The following is a 4,549-nucleotide window of genomic DNA, read 5'->3' as shown; positions in this document are numbered from 1 at the left end:
GCGCTACCACGCCGCCGGCCGATCCTGCCGCCGGTTCCGGCACAACGTCATTGCGCCTTCAAACCTCGATAGCCTCCATCTCGCTGGGGCCAAGCCAAGACGCTTCTGCCAATACGACCGCGGCCCCGACTGCGCGTGCAGCACCGGTGGCGGCGGCTGCAGCTGCTGCAACTGCTGCGACGCCCAACAAGATCGCGCTCGAAAACCTGAAGCAGGGCAACCCGATCAGCGAATGGGGTCTGGAGGGCGACGGCGGCGGCACCATCCAGGGCTTCGCCACCGAAATCAGCACGAATATCGGCCAGACGGTCGATTTCAAGATCGCCACCGATTCCACCCATTACCGCATCGATATCTACCGCATGGGCTATTATGGCGGGGACGGGGCGCGCAAGGTCGACTCCATCGAGCAATCGCTGACGACGGCGCAGATCCAGCCGCATCCGATCGTCGATATGTCGCTCGGCCTCATCGACTGCGGCAACTGGTCGGTCTCGGCGAGCTGGCAGATTCCGACGGACGCGGTCTCCGGCGTCTATTTCGCCAAGCTGGTGCGCGAGGACGGCGTTGAAGACGCCAGCATCATTCCTTTTGTCGTGCGCGACGACGCCTCCACCAGCAATATCGTCTTCCAGACGTCCGACACGACATGGCAGGCCTATAATGCCTGGGGCGGCGCCAGCCTCTATTATGGCCAAGTGCCCGTCGATCCGGCAGACATGATCGGTTACCTGCCGCCGAACTGCAGCTGCGGCCTGCAGGCCATCGGCCGGGCCTCGGCGGTCAGCTATAACAGGCCGATCATTACCAATACGAGCCCGATCGGCGGCTCGCACGACTACATTTTCGGCGTCGAATCCTCCGCCATTTCGTGGCTCGAACAGAACGGCTACGACGTTTCCTATATATCCGGCGTCGATGCGACGCGCAACGGCGCGCTGCTGCTCAACCACGATGCCTATCTCTCGGTCGGGCATGACGAATATTGGTCTGCCGAACAGCGCGCCAATGTCGAGGCGGCGCGCGATGCCGGCGTCAACCTCGCCTTCTGGAGCGGCAACGAGTGCTACTGGAAGGTCCGCTGGGAAAGCAGCATCGACGGCAGTGGCCAGGCCTACCGCACCATGGTCTGCTACAAGGAAACCTGGGGCACGAGCACGGATCCGAGCAATGTCGGCACCGGCACCTGGCGCGATCCGCGCTATGCCGATCCGGGGCAGCAGCCGGAGAATGCGCTGACGGGCACGATGTTCCAGGTGGACAGCTACCGCCAGGATACGATCTCCATCCCCTACGACTATTCGAACCTGCGCTTCTGGCGCAATACCGACGTTTCGGAGCTGCAGGACGGTGAGACCTACAATCTCGTGCAGAACCTGCTCGGCTACGAATGGGATTCCGATGTCGAGAACGGATTCCGTCCGGCCGGACTGATCAATCTGTCGCTCTCCTCGGTCTCGGTGAGCACGTATCTGCGCGACTATGGCGCGACGGTCGGCGATGCAGTGGCGACCCATAGTCTCACCATGTACCGGGCGGCAAGCGGCGCGCTGGTCTTCGGCGCCGGCACAGTCTTCTGGTCCTGGGGGCTGAGTGACAACCACCAAGGTCCGGCAACCTCGACCGATCGCAATGTGCAGCAGGCGATGGTCAACATGTTCGCGGACATGGGCATTCAGCCGACCACGCTGGATGCGAGCCTGATCCTTGCGACACAATCGACCGACACGCTGAAGCCCACCTCGTCGGTCACCTCGCCGATCGTCGGCGCAAGCTTCCTCGAAGGGCAGCATGTGACGATCACGGGAACGGCGCAGGATTTCGGCGGCGGCATCATTGCCGGCGTCGAAGTCTCGACCGATGGCGGCCAGCACTGGTTCAAGGCGTCAGGCCGCGAGAGCTGGAGCTATAACTGGGTCGTCCAGGCGAGCGGAACCTACACGGTCATGTCACGGGCCGTCGACGACAGCGTCAATATGGAGGCGCCGTCTGTCGGCAAGCAGGTCACCGTCACCCTGCCGAGCACGCAGGGCCTATGGACGCTGGCGGAAAAGCCGGGGACCGAAGTGGCGATCGATCGCGATTCCGTCGAGCTCGGCCTGCGCTTCCAGGCGACGACGGCGGGCTTCGTGGAGGGCATCCGCTTCTACAAGGGCTTCTACAATATCGGCGACCATGTCGTCAGCCTCTGGAGCGCCGATGGAACACGGCTGRCAACGGGAGTATCGGTCGGCGAGTCGCTCTCCGGCTGGCAGACGGTGCTGTTCTCCAGCCCGATCCAGATTGCCGCCGGCACGACCTATGTGGCCTCCTATCACAGCGGCGGCTTCTACTCCGCCACCCAGAATTATTTCGCCAGCCCCTATGCCAGCGGCGCGTTGAAAGCGGTCGATGGCGGCGGCGTCTATGCCTATGGCGACAATGCCGGCACATTTCCCGGCCAGAGCCCCGGCACCGGCACCAACTACTGGGTCGACGTCGTCTTCGATGCCGGTCCCAACAGCGCGCCGGTTGCGACCGACGATATGGGGCTGACCATCACCCGCAACGACAGCGTCGTCATCTCGATTGCCTCGCTCATCGGAAACGATACGGATCCCAATGGCGATGCAATGACGATTTCGGCCGTCGGCAATGCCGTCAACGGGACGGTGACGCTCAATAGGCAGAACGGCACCGTCATCTTCACGCCGACCAACAATTATTCGGGGCCGGCAAGCTTCGCCTATACGCTGTCGGACGGGCGCGGCGGCACGGATCAGGGCAGCGTCAGCCTCACCGTGAACCCAGGCCCTTCGGGGGAAACGCTGTTTACCTCAAGCGAGGGGCCGACGGGCGCCAGCTTCAACGACGGCCAGGCGATGGAACTCGGCATGAAGTTCGTCGCTTCGTCGAGCGGCATGATTACCGGCATCCGCTACTACAAGGCGGCCGGCGATACCGGGGCCCATACCGGCTCCCTGTGGACGGCGGACGGGACGCTGGTTGCGACCGTCGCCTTCGCCGACAGCGGATTGGTGAACGGCTGGCAGACCGCGACATTCACCAACGCGGTGCATATCGGGGCCGGCACGACCTATGTCGCCTCCTACAGCACCACAGGCTCCTATGTGGCGACGGCAGGTTATTTCACGTCAGCCCATACCCATGGCTCGCTGACGGCGCTCGCCGGCAGCAATGGCGTCTACACGGTCGGGGGCTCGGCATACCCGACCTCCAGCTACCAGTCGTCGAACTACTGGGTGGATGTCGTCTACAACCAGTCGACGGGCAACTCGGTGCCGGTCGCCGCCAACGACAATGGCTACACCACCTATTCCAATACGGCGCTGTCGATTGCCGCAGCCAGCCTGCTTGCAAACGACACCGATGCCGATGGCGATCCGCTCAGCATCACCGGCGTCAACGGTGCGGTCAATGGAACGGTGACCTTCAACAGCCAGACCAAGTCCGTCATTTTCACGCCAACGGCGGGTTATGCGGGCGCGGCAAGCTTCTCTTATTCGATCTCGGATGGGCTTGGCGGAACGGCGTCGGCCACGGTGAGCCTTACTGTCGGCACTCCGCCCGGCGGAGGTACGACGTCGAGACTGTTCGGCGGCGCCGACACGTCGGGGGTTGCCGGCGCCAATGACGCCAACTCGGTCGAACTCGGCGTCAAGTTCATCGCTTCCGCAAACGGCCAGATCACCGGGCTCACCTATTACAGGAGCGCCCAGGATACCGGTACGCATGTCGGCTCGCTATGGGCGGCGAGCGGCCAGCTTCTGGGCCAGGCGACCTTCATCAACGAGACGGCGAGCGGCTGGCAGACGGTTTCCTTCAGCCAGCCGATCAATGTCACGGCCGGCGCCACCTATGTGGCGAGCTACCATTCGAACGGCTTCTATTCCGCAACGGCGAACTACTTCACGACGGACCATACGAGTGGCGCGCTGACGGCACCGTCGAGTGCTGCGAGCGGTGGCAACGGCCTTTATGCCTATGGCTCGGGCAGCCTGTTCCCGACCGCCTCCTACAATGCCACGAATTACTGGGTGGATGTCCTCTACCATCAGGGCGGCGCGCAGAACGCGGTTCCGGTCGCCGCCAATGACAGCGGCTTGTCGACCAATACCGGCACGCCGATCACCATCCAGGCCTCAGTGCTCCTGGCAAACGACACCGATGCCGATGGCGATCCGCTTGCCATCACCGGCGTCAGTGGCGCGGTCAATGGCTCGGTCGCATACGACGCCCAGGCCCAGACGGTGACATTCACGCCGACGGCAGGCTATTCGGGACCGGCGAGCTTCAGCTACGCAATTGCAGACGGCAAGGGCGGCACGGCGTCGGCGCAGGTTGCGCTCACCATCAACGGGGGCCAGACGGAAGGGCCGGAGCAGAACCTCTTTGCCGCCGATGCGACGCCTTCAATCGTCTCCGTCAACGACAACCAGCCGGTTAATCTCGGCATGAAATTCCAGGCCGATACGGCAGGCTGGGTCACCGGCATCCGCTTCTACAAAGGGGCAGACAATACAGGCCCGCACAACGGCTATCTCTGGAC

General features: G+C 63.3%; 1 protein-coding gene. It reads left to right on the top strand.

Annotated features, from left to right (window positions below; all coding sequences use genetic code 11):
* Positions 1-4,549 (top strand): DUF4082 domain-containing protein (locus tag AC1D1Z_RS34360; RefSeq protein ID WP_477853254.1); only part of this gene is annotated, 4,549 nt, incomplete at both ends.

The sequence above is a fragment of the Rhizobium sp. P1_E1 genome (assembly GCF_056406015.1).
This window is presented reverse-complemented; position numbering and strand designations above follow the sequence as displayed.